At 54.6% G+C, this 16,330-nt stretch carries 12 protein-coding genes and 2 pseudogenes; 7 read left to right on the top strand and 7 right to left on the bottom strand.

Features of this window, described 5'->3' with window-relative positions:
* Nucleotides 1-16: 16 nt before the first annotated feature.
* From GVJ63_RS11395 to GVJ63_RS11385, 3 genes are all read right to left on the bottom strand, one after another.
* Entirely contained in the window at nt 17-1,204 is a 1,188-nt protein-coding gene (locus tag GVJ63_RS11395; RefSeq protein ID WP_033760875.1) for a M20 family metallopeptidase, read from the bottom strand.
* A 241-nt stretch (nt 1,205-1,445) separates the two neighbouring features.
* Nucleotides 1,446-2,345 carry an alpha/beta fold hydrolase gene (locus GVJ63_RS11390; protein ID WP_159226876.1) on the bottom strand — a complete coding sequence of 300 codons (900 nt, stop codon included), beginning with the start codon at nt 2,343-2,345 and terminating at the stop codon, nt 1,446-1,448.
* 50 nt (nt 2,346-2,395) lie between these two features.
* The gene (locus GVJ63_RS11385) at nt 2,396-3,010 is read right to left on the bottom strand and encodes a TetR/AcrR family transcriptional regulator (RefSeq protein WP_045139957.1); all 615 of its coding nucleotides are present in this window, start codon (nt 3,008-3,010) and stop codon (nt 2,396-2,398) included.
* Between the two features lie 214 nt (nt 3,011-3,224).
* On the opposite strand from GVJ63_RS11385, the pseudogene GVJ63_RS11380 reads away from it, so the two are divergent.
* Nucleotides 3,225-3,603 (top strand): annotated as a pseudogene (locus tag GVJ63_RS11380) (LysR substrate-binding domain-containing protein); the annotation flags it as partial.
* 34 nt (nt 3,604-3,637) lie between these two features.
* Here the strand turns inward: GVJ63_RS11380 and GVJ63_RS11375 are convergent.
* Entirely contained in the window at nt 3,638-4,627 is a 990-nt protein-coding gene (locus tag GVJ63_RS11375; RefSeq protein ID WP_033768720.1) for an aldo/keto reductase, read from the bottom strand.
* Nucleotides 4,628-4,652: 25 nt separating this feature from the next.
* A pseudogene (locus tag GVJ63_RS11370) lies at nt 4,653-4,805 on the bottom strand (aldo/keto reductase); the annotation flags it as partial.
* Between the two features lie 382 nt (nt 4,806-5,187).
* Between GVJ63_RS11370 and GVJ63_RS11365 the strand changes: the two are divergent.
* From GVJ63_RS11365 to GVJ63_RS11355, 3 genes are all read left to right on the top strand, one after another.
* The gene (locus tag GVJ63_RS11365; RefSeq protein ID WP_033760867.1) at nt 5,188-5,631 is read left to right on the top strand and encodes an antitoxin Xre/MbcA/ParS toxin-binding domain-containing protein; all 444 of its coding nucleotides are present in this window, start codon (nt 5,188-5,190) and stop codon (nt 5,629-5,631) included.
* On the top strand, nt 5,628-6,098 hold the full coding sequence (locus GVJ63_RS11360) for an RES family NAD+ phosphorylase (protein ID WP_022624588.1): 471 nt from the start codon (nt 5,628-5,630) through the stop codon (nt 6,096-6,098). The genes GVJ63_RS11365 and GVJ63_RS11360 overlap by 4 nt, the downstream gene beginning before the upstream one ends.
* A 171-nt stretch (nt 6,099-6,269) precedes the next feature.
* Nucleotides 6,270-7,301, top strand: a complete 1,032-nt coding sequence (locus tag GVJ63_RS11355) for an AI-2E family transporter (protein WP_159226875.1) — start codon at nt 6,270-6,272, stop codon at nt 7,299-7,301.
* On the opposite strand, the gene GVJ63_RS11350 is transcribed toward GVJ63_RS11355, so the two are convergent.
* Nucleotides 7,290-10,019 (bottom strand): cation-transporting P-type ATPase, encoded by a 2,730-nt coding sequence (locus tag GVJ63_RS11350; RefSeq protein ID WP_159226874.1) that lies wholly within the window; start codon nt 10,017-10,019, stop codon nt 7,290-7,292. The two genes, GVJ63_RS11355 and GVJ63_RS11350, sit on opposite strands and share 12 nt — an antisense overlap.
* 514 nt (nt 10,020-10,533) lie before the next feature.
* Here GVJ63_RS11350 and GVJ63_RS11345 point away from each other — a divergent pair.
* The 3 genes from GVJ63_RS11345 to GVJ63_RS11335 are packed head-to-tail and all read left to right on the top strand — an operon-like array spanning nt 10,534 to nt 15,642.
* The gene (locus tag GVJ63_RS11345) at nt 10,534-11,622 is read left to right on the top strand and encodes an efflux RND transporter periplasmic adaptor subunit (protein WP_159226873.1); all 1,089 of its coding nucleotides are present in this window, start codon (nt 10,534-10,536) and stop codon (nt 11,620-11,622) included.
* The gene (locus GVJ63_RS11340) at nt 11,622-14,684 is read left to right on the top strand and encodes an efflux RND transporter permease subunit (protein WP_159226872.1); all 3,063 of its coding nucleotides are present in this window, start codon (nt 11,622-11,624) and stop codon (nt 14,682-14,684) included. Before GVJ63_RS11345 ends, GVJ63_RS11340 begins: the two co-directional genes overlap by 1 nt.
* The gene (locus tag GVJ63_RS11335; protein WP_159226871.1) at nt 14,677-15,642 is read left to right on the top strand and encodes an acyltransferase family protein; all 966 of its coding nucleotides are present in this window, start codon (nt 14,677-14,679) and stop codon (nt 15,640-15,642) included. The genes GVJ63_RS11340 and GVJ63_RS11335 overlap by 8 nt, the downstream gene beginning before the upstream one ends.
* On the opposite strand, the gene GVJ63_RS11330 is transcribed toward GVJ63_RS11335, so the two are convergent.
* Complete coding sequence (locus GVJ63_RS11330) at nt 15,628-16,320, bottom strand: DJ-1/PfpI family protein (protein WP_132499241.1); 693 nt, start codon at nt 16,318-16,320, stop codon at nt 15,628-15,630. The genes GVJ63_RS11335 and GVJ63_RS11330 overlap by 15 nt on opposite strands.
* Nucleotides 16,321-16,330: the final 10 nt, after the last annotated feature.

Raw genomic sequence — 16,330 nt, 5'->3', positions numbered from 1 at the left:
CCTCATTTATTTATTATTAAGAGAGTAAATCAATTGCAAGGCGGGTCAGCGCCTGCGTCCCGGCGGTAATGCTGCGTTCGTCCGGCTGATAGTCGGAGTTATGCAGGTGATCGTCACGGCCCGGCGTGGCCGATCCAATATGAATCTGGCAGCCCGGTACCCGTTCCGTGAACAGTGAAAAATCTTCGGCTCCAAAGCTGGCGCTGGGCTGCGCGATGATAGGCTTATCAAACTGATGCGACAGAATCTGTTCCAGTGAATCGATCAGGCGATCGTCATTCATCAGAGGCGGCACGCCACGCTGGAAGTTAACCTCCACCCGTACGTTTTGCGCCAGCGCCACCCCTTCGCACATCCGTTTAAACGAGGTTTCCATAGCAGCGCGTACTTCCGGCGACTTAGTACGGATGGTGCCCTGAAACAGGCAGCTATCGGGAATGATATTGTGGGTGGTACCACCCTGAATGTGCCCGATGGTCAATACGGCGGAGTGAGCGGGATCGCGTTCACGCGAGATGAGGGTCTGTAGCTGGCTGATGAGATGCACGGTCGCAATGATCGGATCGGTGCCCATGTGAGGACGTGCCGCGTGGGTCGATACGCCATGCACCGTAACGTCGAATTCATCGCTGGAGGCAGTGCTGGCCCCGCGCGTCAGGGCGACTTCCCCCGCAGCCAGTTCAGGCTTGTTATGCAAGGTCACGGCCCAGTCGATGCCATCTGCCGCACCGTCCGCAATCATCGCCTCAGCGCCACTTTCTGGCGTCTCTTCCGCGGGCTGGAATATCAGCCGGACCCGGCCTTTGAGCTGCTGACGATAGTGCGGCAGGATCGTTGCGACACCCAGCATCGTTGCGGTGTGAATATCATGCCCACAGGCGTGCATTTTTCCGGGATAGCGGCTGGCAAACGGTAAACCGGTCTGCTCATGGATCGGCAACGCGTCCATGTCGGCGCGCAACAGCAGGGTCTTACCCGGCTCTGCACCGTCGATGTCCACCACAACACCGCTGCGGCCAACGCCGGTGCGGGGATTAAGTCCCAGCGCCTGCAGATAGTCTGTGACCAGACTGGCGGTGCGCAGCGTATCAAAGCCTAATTCCGGATGCGCATGGATATCACGTCGAATCGCCACTAACTGCGATTCAAGTTCATTAACTCTGGCTTTTATTTCCCCGGCCAGTCGTGCTTTTTCCTGATTCATAGCAGCCCCGGCAATATGCGATCGGCACTCTGCTGCCGACCGCTATTTTAATCTCATCCTGATGGCGGACGTTGATGACCGTTTATTTATTCACAGCACGCGACAGAAAGCAACGCGCAACAGCCTGCTCTACATACTTAAAAATCAATAAGATAGTGCTATTTATTGGAAAACTGTATGAGATAACAGCGGATCAGCAATAATATTAATAATCCGCCACACGACATTACTTTCCCTACTGTCACTGAGGTGATATTTCGCTTTTATCCGGAGAGGGAATAAAGAAGTCTGCCAGTATTTCCGCTAATTTCTCGGGTTGTTCGTCGGGAATAAAATGGCCGCAGTTGAGAACCGTTTTACTGCTTACCTGATGTGCTACGGTGCGCAGCGGGGTGGCCATATCGGGTATCGATCCCTGGTCGGCACTGACAGCCAGCAGCGGTAAAGCCAGTTTGCCTTTTAACGCGCGCTGTCGATTCTGCTCTGCCGACTGTGCAAAAGCGCGGTAAAAAGCCAGTCCGGCCCGCAAGGCCCCGGGCTGCTGAAAAACGCGCAGATATTCATGACGGGCCGCCGCATCTATGCAATGTGGATTGGCTGACTTACGGTTAAAAAACCAGTCGAGATAGATCGCCTCTCTGCCAGTGATCAGCGCTTCCGGTAAATCATCCACGCAGTGAAATCCAAAATGCCAGGTTTTCCAGGCGCTATCACCCACCATTGGCAGTAAGTCAGGCAGCGTGATACCGGGAATGCCGCCATCCAGCAGCGCGAGACGGCTAACCTTTTCGGGATGGCCTGCCGCCAGTGACCAGGCGACCCACGCCCCGATATCATGTCCGGCCAGATGAAAGCGTTCGATACCCAGCTGGTTCAGCAGCGCCAGTATGCGCTCTGCCACGCTGTCAGTGTCGTAACCACTGGCAGGAAAGTCAGAATCACCCTGCCCTGGCAGGTCGGGTGCGATCACCTGAAAGCGGCTGGCAAGCAAGGGAATAACCTCCCGCCAGGCATAACTGCTTTGCGGGAAACCCGCGAGCAGAACCACAGCCTCAGCGTGTTCACTGCCTGCGCTGAGGTAGTGCAGCCGCTGCGAGTCAATGTTAATAAAGTGGTGCTGGTAGAGTGGATATACGCGCATAAAACCTCCGGATAATAAGGAAACGATCGATTCCTTAATGTGTAAAAAATTTAGTCGAGTATCTTTAGCGCCAGGGGGATGATGCTGGCATCGGGCCGGGTCGCAGCAACTTTACCGGCGACCCGCATCCCCAGCACGATGCAAAGCATCAGCGAAGCGGTGGCCTCTCTGTCCAGTGCAGGATTGACCGAACCATCCTGCTGACCCAGGCTGATTATCTGCTGCAGATTCTGCTGGTTGCGTATCAGCGCCGCGCTGACGGCTCCGGCAAGTTCCTCATCCAGAGTTTGCAGCTCTAAGGCGCTGACAGCCACCAGACAGCCGCGCTCACCTTCTACATCGCGCACTGAATCCACATAAAAATTGAGTAGCGCCGCCAGTTGCTCACGGCCATTTTCACATTGCGCCAGCCGCGCGGCTAAACTGCTGTTACGCATTGAGAGATAGCGAGCAAAGACGTTTGCAAATAGCGTGCGCTTGTCGGTAAAAGCTTTATAGATGCTGCCTGTAGTGAGCTGCATAGCCTGGCCCAAATCGCCGATCGAGGTGGCGTGATAGCCCTTTTGCCGGAATACCAGCATTGCGCTGTCCAGTGCCGCATCGGTATCAAACGCCCGCGGTCGTCCCCGCTCTTTATAACGGTTATCGTTCATCGCAAACACCATTAGAGAATGATCATTTCCTTAAATGATAGACTGATTTGTCCGCCAGATAAAGGCTTTCTTATGCCTGGGGCTCGCCTGGAAATGGAACTTGCCCCTCACCATGACCTTCTCAGATAAAACACCGTTTCGACGGCGCGTGAAAGGCATAGGCCCAGACATGTTCGGCACGTCAGGCACGCCGTTTTAATCTCGCGTTATGTAATCAGGCCTATCTGAGCCACGTATTGCCGATCTTGAGCAGGAGCATGAATTTCAGGTTCAACTCAATGGAACGCTCTCTGGCAATATCCGTTTATCCGCAGGGGAGCATGCAGCTCAAACTCTCGTATGGCCGAAATTAAAACTTTTATCATTGGAAGTTCGTGAAGGAAGGAAAATCGTTACGTGTCAGAGTTGAAGGACAGGTCACGTTTAATTTTCTGTCAGAAAGAATCGATGCCGTATTATCGGGTTTTGGTATTGCCTGTGTTCCTGAAGATACGATCAGGGAGCATGTAAAATCCGGAAAGCTAATTCAGATTCTGCAGGATTGGTGCCCTGCATTTCCCGGTTATTATCTCTGTTATCCGAGCCGTAAACAGCACCCGGAATAGCGGGTCTGCAATTCGATGCAGACCCGCCTGAATCTTAACGGCCCACACGAGCCTGATGCTCAGGGGAGTAACGCTCGCCGACGATTTCTATCGTTTCAAGCGCCTCTTCTATCTGCCGCACGTCGTCCTGTGAAAGCGTGATGTCGGCAGCACCCAGGTTTTCATCCAGCCGGTGCAGTTTAGTAGTGCCGGGGATGGGAACAATCCACGATTTTTGTGCCAGCAACCATGCCAGTGCTATTTGTGCAGACGTAACCCCTTTTCCGACAGCCAGTTCACCCAGTAATGTGACCAGCTTTTCGTTGGCTTCAATTGCTTCAGCGGCAAAACGCGGCACCTTACTACGGAAATCGTCCCTGCCAAACGTCGTTCCTGACTTAATCGCGCCCGTCAGAAATCCTTTGCCTAATGGACTGAATGGCACAAAACCAATCCCCAACTCCTCCAGCAATGGCAGGATCTCCTGCTCGGGCTCGCGCCACCACATTGAGTATTCGCTTTGCAGTGCAGTAACAGGTTGTACGGTATGTGCACGACGAATGGTTTGTGCACCCGCTTCAGAAAGGCCGAAATGTTTGACCTTACCTTCTGAAATCAGGTCTTTCACGGTTCCCGCAACATCTTCGATAGGGACTTCCGGATCGACGCGGTGCTGATACAGCAAATCAATCACATCTGTTTTCAGACGACGCAACGAGCCTTCAACCGCTTTGCGAATATGTTCCGGGCGGCTGTTTAAAATCTGCTGTTTATTGTCCTCACCAAAGGTAAAACCAAATTTGGTAGCGATAACCACCCGGTCGCGTAAGGGTTGTAACGCTTCACCCACCACGTCTTCATTAAGATACGGGCCATAAACTTCGGCTGTATCGAAAAATGTCACCCCACGTTCAACCGCGGCGCGAATCAGCTCAACAGCCTGACGGGTGTCGGTCGCCGGACCATAGCCATGGCTCAGGCCCATACAGCCCAAACCCAGTACTGACACTTCAAGCCCTGATTTTCCGAGATAGCGTTTTTGCATTATTGAAAGCCTCTCCTGTTGCGTTTTAAACGTCAGGTTTGCGGCCAGTCAGCCACTCCACCATCGCCGGATCGCGATGAGAGAAGAATGCGCTGGTTGCGGAATCAAGCGCCGCAATTTGCAACATATCCTCAGAACTGCGTCCAAAAACGAGGATATTGATGTTCTCTACCATTTTTGAGTTTTACAGTGGGCATGGCGTTATCCTTCAGCCGTTGTGTGTGAAAAGCATAACGTAAAGTGATTAATTGGATTAAGTAGGGTAATTAGCCAGGGCTTATTACTTTTATTCATCAATGATGATTAATCCTGATCTTTGTCTGCCCGCTATTGCAGATTTTTCTCTTTTAGAAATCTGGCTCATGAGATCGACAATCTGCGCATTATTCAGATCAATAACGTGATATGAATGAAACTTATGAATATGTGTGAGTCGCGACTTGATCTGACACATGACCCTGAAAGGTTCAGAGTGACCGGCTTTCCTGATTTATCAGATCCTGAAATTTGCGCCCCTCCCACCAAATGGTTATAGTTAAATGACCAATTGGAGGTGACAGATGAAAACATTCAGCTTTTCTGCGAACAAAACCAGGCCGCCACGCTTATGGCAGGCCGCAGGCCTGAACAACGCTGATGGTGTCGCCCTGCTGGGCCAGATTAATGAAGGCCTTGATGGCAACGTAGCTCACCTGATCGTCAACTGGGCGAAGATTACGCAAAACGACCTGCGCAAAATGTCCGGTATTCCCTCCACGACGTTCAGCCGAAGCGTGAAAGCGAAATTCAGCGCTGAACAAAGTGAACGACTGGTACGTATTATCCGTGTCATTGATCGCGCAGTTGAACTGTTCGAAGGTGATAAGGATGAAGCGCAAAAATGGTTGAATGAGCCTAACAGGGCACTGAGCTGGAAAATGCCCGCAGAACTGATGGCGTCTGAAACCGGGGCTTACGAGGTCATGAAATTAATCACGCGCCTGGAGCACGGAGTTTACTCTTGATTCTCTACAGGCTGACCAAGACAAAGTATCTTTCGACAGCCTGGACGGGATTTGGCGCAAAAGAGGCGGGCGGCCGCTGGAACAGCATCGGCATATCCATGGTTTATGTTTCTGAAACAGCATCGCTGACTTTGCTGGAAACACTGGTCCATCTGCACTCAGCACACATCCTGGATGCTTTCACACTTCTGCGCATCGATGTTCCCGATGTGCTGATTCAGACCGCTGATATCACTGAGTTGCCTGCAAACTGGGCCGATGAAGACGCACCGGCAGAACTGGCTGACTATGGAGACGCCTGGTGCTCTGCCTGCGATGCGGTTGCGTTGCGTGTTCCCAGTGCCCTCTCCCCTGTAGAATATAACTATCTGTTAAATCCTGAACATCCCGAGTTCTTCCGGATAGTTCAACAGGCTGAGGCCATTCCGTTCCGGTTTGATCGTCGGCTGAAACCGGATCGTACATAAACTATCCGGATAGCTTTTGGTCGCGCATTCGTGCGTTGAACAAGGGCCGGAAGCCACCGATGATCGTCTCTTATGCCCTGAGACAAGCCTTTCTCCCTCTGACCTGACGCAAGGCACTGAAGCTTAAGCCTCATCTATACTGCAGCTTATCTTTGCTGAAGGAGCCCAATCATGGGACTGAGCTGGTTTACCCTCTGGCCGCCGCTGGCACGCGCGCTGTTTATCCTCGCCTGTCTGACCATTATTCTGACCGGCCTTTATCTGGCAGCACCGCTGATCAATCAGGTTCTGCTGGCAATGTTACTGGCCATCATGCTTGATCCCCTGATTACCCGGCTGGAAAACAAACGCATACCGCGCATCGTCTCGTCACTGCTGGTGATTATGCTGATGCTGTTGATCATGGTGGTCACTATCCTCAAGTTAACCGTGCTGACGCCCGATTTAATGCAGCTCAGCCGCCAGGCGCCCGTGCTGCTGGCGGCCCGGCTTGAACAGCTGACGCTGGCCTTTGCACGGCTTGATATCGGTATGACGCCCGACCAGTTGCTGACCTTTGTGGATGCAGGGGCAATAGTGCGCATCGTCACTGCATTTCTGACGCAAATCCCTGGCGTCATCTCATGGTGGATCATGGTGTTCCTGATGCTGCTGTTTATGCTCTATGAGATGCCGCTGCTGAAAGCTGCAATGCAACAGCGGGTAAAGGGAAAACATCAGGCCTTTTATCTGGCGCTGCAGGAGGGAATTCAGAGCGTGATTGTGTATGCCAGAGTGAAAACGCTGACCAGTATTCTGGGCGGGTTAATCGTGGGCGTCGGTGCGCATCTGATCGGGCTGAAGTTTGCCTTTTTCTGGGGCGTGCTGATGTTCATCTTTAATTACGTGCCGGTGCTTGGCTCCTTTCTGGCCGCGATTCCGCCGGTGATCCAGAGTTACATCATGTTTGATTTACAGATCGCGCTGGCGGTAGCAGGTTTCTTTGTGGTGCTGAACCTCTGCCTGAGTTCGGTGATCGAACCATTGCTGATTGGGAAGCGACTCAATCTGGCGCTGACCACGCAGTTGCTGGCGTTTCTGTTCTGGCAGGCGTTACTGGGGATTACGGGCGGGATACTGGCTATTCCACTGACCTATCTGATTAAAAAGGTCCTGCTGGCGAGCTATCCGCAGCAGGACCCGGAGACAGAATTAACTCAGTGATGGCGTCTTCACCCGCCATGCGCGGGTGAGGCGTTTTTCAATCTCAACTATGATGAAGATCGCGATACTGACAATCAGCGAAATCAGCCAGTAGTTGATCGGCAGTGGACGGGTACCAAACAGCGTGTTCATTAATGGCACATAAATAATGATCGCCTGAAGGACAATCAGTACCAGCGTCACCAGCCAGATACCGCGATTTTTCAGCAGACCGCGATCCAGTGAGAAGCCATCAGAGTTACGGCAGTTAAGCATGTAGGCCCACTGCGCAGTCACCAGCATCTGCAGCAGCACGGTACGGATAAACTCGGCACTGTAGCCACGCGGTTGCAGCCAGGCTTCCAGCACAAAGGCACTGATTGAAATCAGCAGACCGACAAACACCACGCGCCAGATAGCGTAAGCGTCCATCACGTGCGCTTTAACATTGCGCGGTGGCCGGCGCATCGCATTGGCTTCAGCAGGCTCGAACGCCAGACCAAACGACAGCGTGGCGGATGTTGCCATGTTCATCCACAGAATCTGTACCGGGGTTAACGGCAGCAGATTGCCCATCAGAATCGCGATAATAATCAGCAGACCCTGTGCCAGGTTGGTGGGCATAATAAACAGGATGGTTTTCTTGAGGTTGTCGTAAACCCGACGTCCCTCTTTGACTGCCGCAGCGATGGTGGCAAAGTTATCGTCGGCCAGAATCATATCGGCCGCCTCTTTTGTCACCTCGGTGCCTTTGATACCCATCGCAATACCGACGTTGGCCTGTTTCAGCGCCGGAGCATCATTGACGCCGTCGCCGGTCATGCCGACGATCTCGCCGCTCGCTTCCAGCGCTTTCACCAGACGCAGTTTGTGTTCCGGGCTGGTGCGGGCAAAAATGTCATAGGTTGTTGCCGCGTCCGCCAGTTCGGCGTCACTCATGTGTTCAAGCTGGTAGCCAGTGATAGCAGCCTGGCTGTTGCCGATTCCCAGCATCTGACCAATCGCCATAGCGGTTTCCTGATGGTCGCCGGTGATCATTTTGACGCGAATGCCCGCTTTCTGGCACTCGTCAATGGCGGCAATCGCCTCGGGACGTGGGGGATCCATCATACAGGCCAGACCCAGCAGCACCATGTCACTTCTCAGATCGGCATGATCCAGCGCGGTAACGGGTGCAGAGGTTCTCTTCCAGGCGGCGGCAACGGTGCGCAGCCCTTCGCTGGCGTAGGTGGTGATGGCGGCATCCCAGTACGCACGGTCTATCGGCTCTGCACCCTCCGGTGTTTGCTGCTGCTGACATAGCGTCAGCAGCACGTCTGGCGCACCGGTCAGCAGCACATAAGATTCGCCGTTTGCAACACAGCTGACCGACATATATTTATAGAGGGAATCGAACGGCAGCTTGCTCACCACCTCAACCGGCTGAGGTGTCGTCTGACCCTTCGCCGCCAGCACCTTCAGCGCGCCTTCAGTCGGGCCGCCAACAATCGTCCAGTGTCCCTGACTTTCCTGACGCAGCTGGCTTTCATTACAGGTGTCTACCGCATGCAGGAACTGCTGAAACAGCGGATCCTGTGCCGCAGAGAGTCCACTTGCGTCGCCCTGCTCAGCAACAATCTCCCCTTTGGGTTCATAGCTGTTTCCGCTGACGCGCCAGCGGCTCTTCGCCAGCACCACCGCTTTCACCGTCATCTCATTCATGGTGAGCGTGCCGGTTTTATCGGAGCAGATCACCGACATCGCGCCCAGGGTTTCAACAGTCGGCAGCTTACGGATAATCGCCTGGGTCCGCGCCATCGACTGCACGCCCAGCGACAGGATGATAGAGATAATGGCAGGCAGACCTTCCGGAACCGCAGCAACCGCCAGGCTGATGACGGACAGCGACAACTCGCCCAGTGGAATGTCACGCAGCAGATAGCCGAAGATAAACAGGGCGACCATCATCAGCAGGATGATGAAAAAGATCGCTTTACCGAGTTTGTCGATCTGCACCAGCAGCGGGGTTTTAACCTCTTTTATGCCGCTGATCATTTCGTTGATATGGCCCAGCTCAGTATCACCGCCGCTGGCGATCACCACGCCTGCGGCGGTGCCGGAGCTGACGGTAGTGCCTGAAAAAGCCAGGTTCAGACGGTCGCCCAGCGATTTTTCACCGCTCAGCGTATTGGTGTTCTTCGACACCACCGTCGACTCCCCGGTGAGAATCGCCTCTTCAACCCGCAGATTATTGACCTCAAACAGTCGCAAATCAGCCGGGATTTTGTCGCCGGGGCGTAACATCACCACGTCACCAACCACAATATCGCGCGTCGCGACCGTGACCTGTTTGCCATCTCGCACCAGCATCGCTTCACTGGCGAGCATGTTCTGAATACTTTTCAGTGACTTCTCGGCATTATTCTCCTGAATAAAGCCGATCAGGGCGTTAATGACGGCCACGCCGATAATGACAAAGGTATCGACCCAGTGACCCATTATCGCGGTGATCACCGCCGCGGCCAGCAGAATATAGATCAGCACATCTTTAAAATGCGCGATGAATTTGAGCAGAGCCGATTTCTCAGCTTTTTGCGGAAGGGCATTGGGACCGTGTTTCTGCAGGCGTTCCTGCGCAGTGGCGGTGGATAATCCTGCTGAGGAGCTCTGCAGTTCGGAGAATATCTCTGCCACACTACGCTGATACCAGGGGCGCTCAGATAAAGCTAACGCTTTATCCTGCTTATCATTATTTAGCATATATAAACCTCGTGCCATTTAGCGATGAAATAAAGGCGCAATTAAAAGACATGCATTTTGCAGGCAGCCCCTCCTGCAGGTAATGACCGATATCATATTTACGTAAGAAACGTCTGACGAATAACATAAAATGGCTAAATTAAATCTAACCTATATTATGAGAATGACAACGTTGTTTTTGTTTAGCTAAGGTTTAAGTATGCTGATGCAGTGTGCATCGGTTTATACTCTGGCTCGCAAAAGGAAACTCTGATGAAAAAACAGAGCATTATCATGCTTTGCGGTTTCGTTATTCTCGCGGTCGCCGCAACGACTCTGGTGGGCTTACTGACCTGGCTGGTGGTCTCTCACATGGCGGCGTAAGCCGATTCAGGCGAAGCGGCCCTGCCGCTTCGTTAAACTTATATGACGAAGATTAAAAATAAGTTTATCCCGGTCGCGATAAGCATCAGGGTTTATTACGCCTTAATGCTTATCAAACCGCAGTTTAAAAGCTGATGTTAAGGCGAAGAAAATGATTAAACGCAAGGTTATCCTCATTTTGCTCTGTTGTTTTTTTATGACAGCGTGCGATGAAAAAAAAGAACCGGATGCTCCCCCGCCCCGCGTAATTAAAGTTTTCACCCTTGAGTCGGACATCGCTCAAAATATCCGGATATTTCCTGCGCGTATTCAGGCGGGTGATAATACCGATCTTGCGTTTAAACGGGCAGGCCAGCTGGTACAGCTTGATATTCGTGACGGAACGCCCGTGAAAGCGGGACAGCTTCTCGCTACCCTGAATGATGCAGATGCGAAACTACGGGTACGCGACCGCCAGACTGCACTGCAACTGGCGGAGCGACAATTTCAGCGCTTCAATACGCTGGCCCAGCGCAGCGCCGTTTCAAAGTCTGAAATGGATGTGCAGCGTGCTAATCGCGATGCCGCCGCGACTGCGCTGAAAATCGCACAGGAGGAGTTACAGTTTCTTAGCCTTCGCGCGCCGTTTGATGGCGTGATTGCAAGGGTACAGGCGCGTAATCATCAGGTCGTGGCCGCCGGACAGCCCATTGCGCTGCTGACCCGTGCCGATCTGCTCGACGTCATCTTTACGCTGCCCGAAACCCTCTTCACCAGCCTCGATATCCAGAATATTAACTATCAGCCTGAAGTGCAGTTTAACGCCCTGCCAGGCCGCTTTTTCACCGCACAATACAAAGAGCATACCAGCCAGACGGATGCCGCCACGCTGACCTATCAGGTGGTGCTGACCATGCCGCGTCCGGCTGATCTCCCTGGCGTTGCCGGCCTCAGCGGATCGGTGCGCGTCAGGCTGCATAACCTGCCAAATGCCCCTGCCCAGCCGCGTCTGGTCGTGCCTGCGGCGGCGGTGTTCAATCCCGATCGCAGCCCCACCAATCAGCCGCACGTCTGGCTGGTTGAGCAGGATGGCGAGGCGCTGCGCATCAAAGATCGACCTGTCGAAGTGGGTCGTCTCACCGCCCAGGGCATTGAAATCATCAGCGGGCTAAAGCCGGGCGACCGTATCGTTGCCGCCGGAGTGGGTGAGCTGCGTGACGGTGAAGCGGTGCGCATCTGGCAGCGCGAGCGGGGGTTATAATGCGTATTCAGGAGCATTTTCTTGATAAACCCATTCGCATCTGGATGGTCATTCTGCTGCTGGGCGTGGGCGGCATCTATGCGCTGCTCAACATTGGCCGCCTCGAAGATCCGCTGTTTACCATTAAGTCGGCGGTAATTGTCACCCACTATCCCGGCGCGTCCGCACAGCAGGTTGAAGAGGAGGTAACGCTGCCGCTGGAGAATGCGCTGCAGCGCCTGCCGTCGCTGGACAATGTCACGTCCATTTCTGGCAATGGCCTGTCGCAGATTACCGTTAATATTCATACCCGCTATCTGGCCGATCAGCTGCCGCAAATCTGGGATGAGTTACGTCGTCGGGTCGGCGATGCGGCCCGGCAGTTCCCGCCTGGCGTTCAGGCCCCGCTGGTTAACGATGATTTCGGCGATGTTTATGGCTACTTCTTCGTCATTCACGGTAAAGACTTTACCAACAGCAAACTGCGCAACTACGCCGATCAGCTGCGGCGCGATCTGGTGCTGGTGCCGGGTGTGGCTAAAGTTGCAGTAGCGGGCGTCGAGCAGGAGGAGATCCGCATCGCTCTCTCCGCCAGCAAAATGACCGCCTATGGTATGACGCCGCAGCGCGTCGCCGATCTGCTGAGCCGGAATAACAGCGTTGCCAGTGCCGGAACGCTGCGGGTCGACAGCGAATCGATCCGTTTTCATCCCACGGGCGAACTGCAGACGCTGGACGATCTGGCTAATCTGCCGATTCTGCCCGCTGGCAACCCACAGAACGTGCATCTGCGCGATATCGCCACCCTGACGCGTGGCGTTACCGACAATCCCGCCAATATCTACTTTGCAGACGGTGAAGCGGCTCTGGCTATCGGCATTTCGTTCGCGCCCGGCGTCAATGTGATTGATGTTGGCGACGCGCTTTCCGCCCGAATGGCGAACTACCAGCAGGATACGCCCGCCGGTATCAGCCTGAAGGTGTTCTATAACCAGGCCCATGAGGTGAAACAGTCGGTTGATGGCTTTATCCTCAATTTCCTGATGGCGCTGGCGATTGTGGTGGGAACGCTGCTGCTGTTTATGGGCCTGCGCAGCGGCATGGTGATTGCCGCCTCGCTGGCGCTTAACGTGCTTGGCACACTCCTGATCATGTACCTGTTTAAACTTGAGCTGCAGCGGGTGTCGCTGGGCGCGCTGATTATTTCGCTCAGCATGCTGGTGGACAATGCCATTGTGGTGGTCGAAGGGGTCAAAATCGATCACCAGCGCGGGCACCCTTTACAGCAGGCCATTGCCCGTATGGTACGACGCACTGCCCTGCCGCTGCTGGGTGCCACGGTGATTGCGATTCTCGCCTTTGCGCCGATTAGCCTGTCGCAGGATTCGACCGGCGAATATTGTAAATCGCTGTTCCAGGTGCTGCTGATTTCACTGATGCTGAGCTGGGTCACGGCGCTGACCTTAACGCCGGTGTTTATCAACTGGAGTGAGAAGCGCCGCAGCACGGCTCAGCCTGAGCAAACCGAACCCTCCACGCCTTATCAGGGAATCGTATTCCGGCTCTATCGTCAGGCGCTGGGCGGCCTGCTGCGTTTCCGCCTGACCACGCTGACCGTAATGGTGACACTGCTGGCTCTGTCGCTGTATGGCTTTACACTCGTGAAGCAGAACTTTTTCCCCTCCTCCAGCACGCCGGTCTTTTTCACCGATCTCTGGCTGCCCTATGGCACTGATATTCATTACACCGCGAATACGGCGGCGGACATTGCCCGGTTTATTAATCAGGATCCTGAGGTCGCAGCCACGGTCACGACGGTGGGCCAGGGCGCTCTGCGCTTTACCCTGACCTACGACGCGGCACGGCAGTACAGCAACTTCGCCCAGATTATGGTGCGGGTTAAGGATGGCCGACAGCTTGATGCGCTGGCGCTGAAAACCGAGGCGTATATTGAGCAGAACTTCCCACAGGTAAATCAGCGCATCAAACGTATCCAGTTTGGCAGCGCCAGTGACAGCGCCATTGCCCTGCGGGTGATCGGCCCCGATCCCGAAGTGCTGCGCCACATCGGCAGCCAGCTGGATGCCATTTTCCTGGCGGATGGCTCTACGTTTCCGGTTCGCAACGACTGGCAGGAGCGCAGCAAAGTGATCCGCCCGGTCTATTCGGCGCTGCGTGGTCAGGAACTGGGTATCGATAAACGTGACATCGATCAGGCGCTGAGAATGAATTTCAGCGGTGACGCGGTGGGCATTTTCCGTGACGGTTCGCGGCTGATGCCGGTGATGCTCTATCCGGCTGATGAAGAGCGGCAGAGTGTCGATCACATCGAGAATATTCAGCTGTGGAGTGCCGCCCTGCAGCACTTTGTGCCCCTGAGCAATGTGATTTCTGACTTCCGGCTGGAGTGGGAGAATCCGCTGATTATGCGCCGCGATCGTACGCGCGTGCTGACGGTGCAGACCGATCCCGATCCCGCTTCAGGGTTAACCTCCGCACAAGTGGTGGCGCGGGTTCAGCCACAGATCGACCAGCTTAAACTCCCGGCGGGCTACCGGCTTGAATGGGGAGGTGAGCTGGAGAGTTCACGTGAAGCGCAAAGCGGGCTGCTGAGTTCGCTGCCGGTGGGATTCCTGGCGATGTTCATCATTACCGTGCTGATGTTTAACTCGCTGCGCGACGCCGTCGCTATCTGGATCACCGTGCCGCTGGCGCTGATTGGCGTCACCTGTGGCTTTTTGTTCACCGGTATTCCGTTTGGCTTTATGGCGCTGATTGGGCTGCTGAGCCTGTCGGGCATGCTGATCCGTAACGGGATCGTGCTGATTGAGGAGATCAGGCTGTTCCGGCAGGAGAAATCGCTGCAGCTGGCAATTATTGATGCGGCGACCTCACGTCTGCGTCCTATTCTGCTGACCGCCTTCACCACGGTGCTGGGCCTGCTGCCGCTGCTGCGCGACGTCTTTTTCCAGAGCATGGCGGTGGTCATTATTTTTGGCCTCGGGTTCGCGACAGTATTGACCCTGCTGGTGCTGCCGGTCATCTATCGTTGCTTCCATGGTCGGGAGGCGCACGGTGAATAAGAGCGGACTGGCAATGCTGAAGACGCTGGCCTGTATCACCGCCGTCTCGTTTTTCACGCTTTACCAGAGCTACGATAGCTACCATTACGACATCAATCTGACGCTGAACGTGCTGAGTTTTGTTTCGACGATCGCCACGCCGCTCTATTTTCTGCTCAGCGGTTATATCGACGCCGGTGAGCTGCATACGCCCGCGTGGCAGCTCGGCAAAATTCGCCGCATTCTGCTGATTTTTATCTTCTGGTTCAGCTTTTTCTGGTTTGCCGGGATGCATCATAAGGGCTATCTGATTCAGCCGTGGTTTGTAATTGCGTTGATTGTGATTTATGTGTCGCATCCGCTGATTGACCGACTCATTCAGCGGCCTGGGCTGATGGCATCGGGGATTTTACTGCTGCTGGTGTTAGCTTTTGCCTATGACCTGCTCGCCAGCCTCTACCCGGGCCAGCGGGCCTTTTCGCTGCTGCCGCAATACCGTATCTGGACCTGGGTGCTCTACTACCTCACGGGTCGGCTGATGGCCGCGCCGCGCGTGATGCAGTTGCTGACATCACCCAGAGTGATAAAGATCAGCCTGCTGATGCTGCCCGCGGTTTATCTCTTTACCTGGCTGTATGAGCGTCATTACTTTCTTGCGCGCTTTCTGGCGACCCATAACGATGTGGTGCTGACGGGCTCGCAGGTTTATCTGCTGGTGGTGCTGATTGTGATCAGCATTAACGCCATTCGCCTGCCGGAAAAAGTCCAGTGGCTGACGCCGTTTCTGACGACCCTGGGGAAGACCATGACCGGCGTCTATATCCTGCACTATCTGATTTTTGGCCTGCTGGCGGCGGCAATCCGCATCCAGACGCTGGGCGATAAACTGCTGGTCATCGCCCTGACGTTAATCTTCTCAATGGCGCTGTCACTGCTGCTGTTGCGCATCCCCGGCGTCAGTAAGCTAATCAGCCTGTAGTCGCAGGGCGGCTCGTTCGGTTGCCGCACGACGAGTGGCAAGAAACTCAGCCATTTTCGCCCGCGCCTGCTCCACTTCCTGTGGCGGTGCGGTATGCGGCGAACCGCTGGTAAACGGCGGTTCAGGATCATATTCCATCTGCAGCTGAACCGATTTCGCCACCGCGTCACCCGCAATTTCTGCCACCAGCGTCAGGGCAAAATCGATGCCAGAGGTCACGCCTGCGCCGCTGATACGATTGCGGTCGCGCACCACCCGTTGACTGACCGGCTCCGCGCCCAGTAGTGCCAGCTGATCGATGGAGCTCCAGTGCGAGGTAGCACGATATCCCTTTAGCAATCCGGCGGCCCCCAGCACCAGCGAACCGGTACAGACCGACGTAACCCACTTCGCCTGATCGGCCTGTTGGCGAAGGAAATTCAGCGTGATGTCATCCGACATCAGGGCGATCTGTCCCGGCCCGCCAGGCACACAGATCACATCCAGTGGCGGGCAATCTGCAAACGTAGTAGTCGGCAATATCGACAGGCCGCGATCGGAACGCACCGGCTGAAGATCTTTCCAGATGAGATGGCATTCGACACCAGGCGTGCGCGCAAACACCTCCCACGGGCCGGTTAAGTCGAGCTGAGTGACATCAGGGAACAGTAAAAGACCAATCTGTAGCGGACGATTCATGCGTGAACTC

This window comes from Pantoea sp. 18059 (assembly GCF_902706165.1).
GTDB lineage: Bacteria > Pseudomonadota > Gammaproteobacteria > Enterobacterales > Enterobacteriaceae > Pantoea > Pantoea agglomerans.
Note: the sequence above shows the minus strand (reverse complement) of the source record. Positions and strands in the feature narration are given on the sequence as shown.

Excerpts from the sequence above, each read along its gene's own strand:
- GVJ63_RS11365 (WP_033760867.1), top strand. The coding sequence starts at position 5,188 with ATGAAAACATTCAGCTTTTCTGCGAACAAAACCAGGCCGCCACGCTTA.
- GVJ63_RS11385 (WP_045139957.1), bottom strand. The coding sequence starts at position 3,010 with ATGGTGTTTGCGATGAACGATAACCGTTATAAAGAGCGGGGACGACCG.
- GVJ63_RS11345 (WP_159226873.1), top strand. The coding sequence starts at position 10,534 with ATGATTAAACGCAAGGTTATCCTCATTTTGCTCTGTTGTTTTTTTATG.
- GVJ63_RS11340 (WP_159226872.1), top strand. The coding sequence starts at position 11,622 with ATGCGTATTCAGGAGCATTTTCTTGATAAACCCATTCGCATCTGGATG.
- GVJ63_RS11350 (WP_159226874.1), bottom strand. The coding sequence starts at position 10,019 with ATGCTAAATAATGATAAGCAGGATAAAGCGTTAGCTTTATCTGAGCGC.
- GVJ63_RS11375 (WP_033768720.1), bottom strand. The coding sequence starts at position 4,627 with ATGCAAAAACGCTATCTCGGAAAATCAGGGCTTGAAGTGTCAGTACTG.
- GVJ63_RS11330 (WP_132499241.1), bottom strand. The coding sequence starts at position 16,320 with ATGAATCGTCCGCTACAGATTGGTCTTTTACTGTTCCCTGATGTCACT.
- GVJ63_RS11355 (WP_159226875.1), top strand. The coding sequence starts at position 6,270 with ATGGGACTGAGCTGGTTTACCCTCTGGCCGCCGCTGGCACGCGCGCTG.
- GVJ63_RS11395 (WP_033760875.1), bottom strand. The coding sequence starts at position 1,204 with ATGAATCAGGAAAAAGCACGACTGGCCGGGGAAATAAAAGCCAGAGTT.
- GVJ63_RS11390 (WP_159226876.1), bottom strand. The coding sequence starts at position 2,345 with ATGCGCGTATATCCACTCTACCAGCACCACTTTATTAACATTGACTCG.